The organism is Campylobacter sp. RKI_CA19_01121 (assembly GCF_025771295.1).
Taxonomy (GTDB): Bacteria; Campylobacterota; Campylobacteria; order Campylobacterales; family Campylobacteraceae; genus Campylobacter_D.
Genome location: NZ_JAKMQA010000008.1, coordinates 100,270 through 106,360, shown reverse-complemented (window position 1 = coordinate 106,360; position 6,091 = coordinate 100,270). Strand labels below are relative to the sequence as shown.

Annotated in this window: 4 protein-coding genes; all 4 read right to left on the bottom strand. The window is 29.5% G+C overall.

Annotation, left to right across the window (positions count from 1 at the left end):
• Positions 1–61: 61 nt before the first annotated feature.
• Genes mnmC through tyrS form a run of 4 tightly spaced genes read right to left on the bottom strand, consistent with a single transcriptional unit; the run spans position 62 to position 6,081 of the window.
• Complete coding sequence (mnmC, locus tag L8T90_RS05785; protein ID WP_263736966.1) at positions 62–1,897, bottom strand: bifunctional tRNA (5-methylaminomethyl-2-thiouridine)(34)-methyltransferase MnmD/FAD-dependent 5-carboxymethylaminomethyl-2-thiouridine(34) oxidoreductase MnmC; 1,836 nt, start codon at positions 1,895–1,897, stop codon at positions 62–64.
• Positions 1,894–3,789, bottom strand: a complete 1,896-nt coding sequence (locus L8T90_RS05780; protein ID WP_263736965.1) for an N-acetylmuramoyl-L-alanine amidase family protein — start codon at positions 3,787–3,789, stop codon at positions 1,894–1,896. The genes mnmC and L8T90_RS05780 overlap by 4 nt, the downstream gene beginning before the upstream one ends.
• On the bottom strand, positions 3,782–4,879 hold the full coding sequence (locus tag L8T90_RS05775) for a nitronate monooxygenase (RefSeq protein ID WP_039628221.1): 1,098 nt from the start codon (positions 4,877–4,879) through the stop codon (positions 3,782–3,784). Before L8T90_RS05775 ends, L8T90_RS05780 begins: the two co-directional genes overlap by 8 nt.
• The gene (tyrS, locus tag L8T90_RS05770) at positions 4,879–6,081 is read right to left on the bottom strand and encodes a tyrosine--tRNA ligase (RefSeq protein ID WP_263682967.1); all 1,203 of its coding nucleotides are present in this window, start codon (positions 6,079–6,081) and stop codon (positions 4,879–4,881) included. Before tyrS ends, L8T90_RS05775 begins: the two co-directional genes overlap by 1 nt.
• Between the last annotated feature and the right edge of the window lie 10 nt (positions 6,082–6,091).

The following is a 6,091-nucleotide window of genomic DNA, read 5'->3' as shown; positions in this document are numbered from 1 at the left end:
GGTATTATGAACGTTTGAATGTGTTGGATAATAGGTGTTTGAAGCATTTAAACACTTAAATTTAATTTTTTCCTTTTCTTAACATTCTAATTAAAAATCTTGCAGGATGAGTAGCATGTAAAAAATCTTTTTCTATTTTTGGCTCATCAAAGATTAATGCGCTAAGTATTCTAGCTCCAATAATAGCACTAGCAAAAGCCCTAGATCCATGAGCAATAGAAAAATACAAAGGAATAAAATCATTTGGCGCTACTTGACTTTTATTTTTATGCCATAAAAGTGCCTTATAATTTTGCATATAAAAATTTTCATCATAGGCTTGACCTATTATGGCAAATCTATCACTAGAATATGATCTAAATCCTACTTTACCACCCATAATTTCTAAATTTTCACCTTGTAAAAATTCTTTTATATTTTCAACATTTTGCAAATCATCATTTTTCAAAAGCGTTGTATCTTGATTAAGTCTATCATAACTTGCACCAATAAGTTGTAAATTTAATTCTTCATTAATAGGACAAATATAGCCTTTTGAAGATAAAGCATGAGAATTTTTTAAAAATGGTTTTAAATGAGTGCATTGTCCTCTAACACTGCTTAATTTCATATGTTTATACTCTAAAAAATTCTTAACATCAGCACCTTGAGCATAAATTAACACATCATAATCTTTCAATGTTTTTTGATTATTAAATTGCAAAGAAAATTTTTCATTTTCATAAGAATAATCTTTAAATTCATGCTCAAAAAATACTCTAGCCTTGCTTTTTTGCAAAAGTGTTTTCACAAGCTCTTGGGGCTTTATACATGTTCCATCTTTTAAAAAAGCTTGATTGTTAATAATTTCAAATAAAACATTATCTTTTTGACTATCAAAACGCTCTTGCATAAGTTCATTATGAGCAAATTCATAAACCCCTTGTGGAATTAAATTTAAAATTTGCCTATAAAATCTACTAGCCTCTAAAAAAGCATATTGTGAAAACTCACCCAATAAAACATCAGGTTTTAAAATCAAAGAGCTTAAAATTCCATTGATATTTCCAGAAGCACCTTTTCCTAATGAATTTTCTTTTTCAAAAACATCTACTTGAACATTTCTTAAAGAAAGCTCATAAGCTATACTAGCTCCGGCTATACCTGCTCCGATGATGGCTATTTTTTGTATCTCTTTTTTCAAACACGGAGTGTTAAAATAAGCAAACTTATCTTCAAATTCAAGGCCATTAAAAACAGCCTGTATCATTTCCCTTTTTCTAAAACCTTTGATTTTTTGTACTTGAAAATTATTATTAATTAAAGCTTTTTTTAAAATGCTTGCAGAGGAAAAGGTTAAAACCTTGGCATTTATTTTTGAATTTTTAGCAACTTTGTTTATAATATCCTCATCAAACATCTCTTGATTTTTAGCAGGGGTAAAACCATCTAAATACCAAATATCGGCTTTAAAATCTAAATTTTGCAACTTTTCTTTAGCATCGCCAAATATCAAATCTAAAAAACAATCTTGAAAATAAAATCTATAAACTCCATCTTTACATGGAGGATAAAATTTTAAAAACTGTTCTAAAAGCTCTTTAAATTCCTCATAAAAACCAAGATTTTTATAAATTTCTCTTAATTTATCTTTTTCTATATAAAAATTTTCAAAACTAAGATAAAATAGTCTTTGATTTTCTTTTTTTTCTTTTATAAAACGCTTTAAAGTAAGGAAAAAATTTAAACCTATACCAAAACCAAGCTCTGCAATGATAGTTTGTTTTGTTTGAAATTCAAAAGCATTAGTGTAGATAAATTCACTCTCGCTTAAACCATCGCTAGAATTAAAATAATAATCATCAAAATCTAAAGAAAAAGGTGCATTGTTTTTAATGATAATATTTGCTTTTTTCATTGATTTTTATAAAAATAACTCTCTATGCCATTAGCAATACCAATAGCTAATAATTCTTGGAAATTTTTATTTGTTAATCTATTCCTTTCACTAGGATGACTAATGTAACCTGTCTCAATCAATATAGCAGGCATTTGCGCACCCACTAAAACCCAAAATGGAGCTTCTCTAACTCCACCATCCACAACTTTATATTTTTTTCTTACATTACTTAAAATCTTTTTTTGAACATCAATAGCTAATTTATTTGAAGCAACGATTTTTTCACGGTTTAAAAAATTTAAAAAGGTTTGTTTAGAAAAATAATTCATCTCTTCAAAATCGGATTGATTTTCCAACTCAGCAGCTTTTTTACTTCTTTCGCTTCTTGCAGGCGATAAAAAGAAGGTTTCAATACCTTGTAAAGTTTTAGCTCTTTGTTTATTTGGAGCTGCATTTGCATGGATAGAAATAAATAAATCCGCCATTTTTTCATTAGCCATAGAGGTTCTATCTCTTAAGTTTATAAATTTATCTGTACTTCTAGTATAATAAATTCTATATCCACGTTTTTTAAGCTCATTACCAAGTTTTAAAGCCACGCTTAAAACTACATCTTTTTCTCTAACACCCTTATCACCCAAAGTACCTGGATCTTTACCTCCATGACCTGGGTCAATTACTATGATTTTACCTGATTTTTTAATGGTAGCTTTTGCCGTTTTTGAAGTAGTTTTTGCCGGTGCTTTCTTAATCTTTTTTTCAAAGCCTATAAATAATTCCTCATCATCTAAATCAAGATTAGTTTTAAAATCACTAGTAGAATTTAAAACAACTCTTACTGTAGTTTTATTAAACTGCACTATTGTGATGGATTGATTTTTATTGATATCGATTTTTTTTCTATCGCCTTCTAAAATAGCTTCAAAGCTTACAATAGAACGATATGTTTTACCATCTTTAAAAGAATTGATTTTAATATCTTCAATATCAATATCATTGTTTAATTTTAAATTAACACCATTTTTATCTTTACTTGATTTTAAAATATATAAAGGCTCATTTTTAACAACTTCTTTTTTTACTTCTGTTTTTTTAATTTCATTTTGTTTTTTAACTATAGGTTTGAGTTCTTCTTTTTTTTCTACTTTTTCAAGCCCCATAAAAAGACTTTGATCTTTAAGCTCTATTTTGATCTTTAATTCTTTTTTTGAACTTAAGACCAAACGCATACTTGTTGGGTTAAATTGCGATACGATAATATCAAAATCTTTAAATTCAAAAGTTCTCTTAGGTCCTTTTAAAATCCCATCAAAATCTGCAACATAACGGAAATTCTTATCGCCTTTGAGAGTAAAGTTTTTAATGTCTTTTTGGCTGATTTTTTCACTTAAATCAAGCAAGATACCATTGTCTGATTTCTTTACATCAAGCACAAAAAGCTCTTTTTGCACCGGAGCTTTTTTATCTTCTTTTTTATCTTCTTTTTTATCTTCTTTTTTATCTTCTTTTTTATCTTCTTTTTTATCTTCTTTTTTATTAATAGGTGATGTGGTATTGGTTTCAATTTTTGTTTGTTCTTTTTTTATTTTTTGATCTTGTATAACTTTTAAAGCATTTTTTAAACGTGAAATTTCTTCTTCACTTACTCCGCTTTCTTTAAGCTCTTGCACATAAGCTTTATCATCAAAGCCTAAAGAATTTGAACTTATGATTAATCTTTTTAAAATCTCATTTTTTTCTTCATTATTATCATTAATCACACTTTGTATATACAAAGATTTTAACTGCTGGTGTAATTGTAGTTTTTCTTCTGAATTAGAAGTTAAAAAATTTTGATCAAATTTCTTAACTTCTGCATTAGCAAAAACACTAAAACAAAATAATAAAAAAATAAAAAATATTCTAAGCATCTTCGCCATTAACTAATTTTTTCATTAGCTCTTCTACACTAATAAGCTTATCTAGTCTATATCCATTAGCCCCTGTAAAAAATAAGCCTGTTTCTTTTTTACCGCTCCAAGCATCATATAATCTATCTGCTATACAATAACCTACCTTAGTAGCTTCCTTGCCTCTACCGCATGGTGCAACACAATTGCTCACACAAGAAATTTTTGGCCCCATTCTTTTATCTACTAAATTTAAAAGATTAGTTCTTACCCCTCTTGCAGGATAGCCAACTGGAGATTTTAAAAGCTCAATATCTTCTTTTTTACAATCTAGCAATACTTGTTTAAAATCATCACTCGCATCGCATTCAAAAGTTCCTATAAAACGAGTTCCCATTTGAACACCACTTGCTCCTAAAGACATCATTTTTTCTATATCTTGCTTATCCCAAATTCCACCCGCGGCGATTAATGGTATATCTCCCCAGTTTTTAATTTCTTGCGCAACTTGTGGTACTACATTTTCCAATTGATATTCATCCATTAAACATTGCTCATAAGTAAAACCCTGATGTCCACCGCTTTTTGGTCCTTCAACTATAACCGCATCAGGCAAGCGATTGTATCTGCTTTGCCATCTTTTGCAGATAATTTTTAAAGCCTTAGCTGATGATACAATAGGTACCAAAGCAACATCAGGATAATCTTGTGTAAATTCAGGCAAATTTGTAGGAAGCCCTGCTCCTGAAACTATCACATTAAAACCAACCTCACAAGCATTACGAGCAATTTGCGCATAATTATTACTTGCATATAAAATATTACAGCCTAAAGGCGCATCTTTACAAACCTTTCTAGCATTATCTATCAAAGCTTTTAAACCTGCTTTTGAGTAAAAATTATCACTACCATAAGGCTTTGCATTGAACTCTTTATCTATATGCGTTCTATTTTCATAATATCCAGTTCCTACCGAAGAAATAATCCCTAATCCACCATTTAAAGAAACTGCAGAAGCAAGTTTGTCCCAACTTATACCAAGTCCCATGCCACCTTGAAAAATAGGATATTTTATCTCATGCTTTCCAATTTTTAAAGCTTTAAAACTCATCATATTACCTTTAATTTTGCAAATTTTCTTTTTCCAACTTGTAAAATATATTCACCGCTTTCTAGTTGGAATTGTTCATCTTGAACTTTTTCTCCATTAACACTTACTGCATTTGAATTAATCAATCTTCTAGCAGCTGAAGTAGAACTTTCCATTTTGCACTCTACTATAGCTTTTGCAAGCCAAATACTACCTTCTAAAGTAAAACTTGGCATATCACTAGGAAGTTCTTTTGCACTATGGACTTTGTCAAATTCTTCCTTGGCTTTTAAAGCACACTCGCTTGAGTGAAAACGCGCAGTAATTTCTAAAGCTAAATTTTCTTTAGCTTTTTTAGGATGCAATGAGCCATTTTTAATATCATCTTTTATTTGTGAAATTTCATTTAAGCTTTTTTCACTTAAAAGTTCATAATATCTAAACATCAATTCATCACTAATACTCAAAACTTTAGCATACATATCTTTGGCATTTTCAGTTACACCAATATAATTTCCCAAGCTTTTACTCATTTTATTTACACCATCAAGGCCTTCAAGCAATGGCATCATCATCACCGCTTGTTCTTTTTGGCAATTATATACTCTTTGAAGCTGTCTACCCATTAAAAGATTAAACTTTTGATCCGTACCGCCCATTTCTATATCACTTTTTAATGCAACACTGTCATAACCTTGCAAAAGCGGATATAAAAACTCACAAATTGATATAGGGCTTTGTTCTTTGAAACGCTTAGTAAAATCATCTCTCTCAAGCATTCTAGCAACACTAAAAGTCGAAGTAAGCTCTACTATACCAGCAGCACCAAGCTCATTTAGCCATTTAGAATTAAAATGAATTTGAGTTTTATTTGGATCTAAAATCTTAAAAACTTGTTCTTCATAAGTTTTAGCATTTTTAAGTACTTCTTCTTTGTCAAGTTTTTTTCTTGTAGCACTTTTTCCTGTTGGATCTCCAATTTGAGCAGTAAAATCGCCTATTAAAAACTGCACTATAGCCCCATGCTTTTGAAGCAAAGCCATTTTGCTCAAAACCACAGTATGACCCAAATGCAAATCAGCAGCCGTAGGATCAAAACCAGCCTTTACAAAAAAATTTTCACCTTTTTCATAGTAATTTTTTACTAAAGAAACTAATCTTTCTTCATCAATAATTTCTGCTATTCCTCGTTTAATTTCTTTAATAATTTCATTAATATCCATAAAAAACCTT

Excerpts from the sequence above, each read along its gene's own strand:
- mnmC (WP_263736966.1), bottom strand. The coding sequence starts at position 1,897 with ATGAAAAAAGCAAATATTATCATTAAAAACAATGCACCTTTTTCTTTA.
- L8T90_RS05780 (WP_263736965.1), bottom strand. The coding sequence starts at position 3,789 with ATGCTTAGAATATTTTTTATTTTTTTATTATTTTGTTTTAGTGTTTTT.
- L8T90_RS05775 (WP_039628221.1), bottom strand. The coding sequence starts at position 4,879 with ATGAGTTTTAAAGCTTTAAAAATTGGAAAGCATGAGATAAAATATCCT.
- tyrS (WP_263682967.1), bottom strand. The coding sequence starts at position 6,081 with ATGGATATTAATGAAATTATTAAAGAAATTAAACGAGGAATAGCAGAA.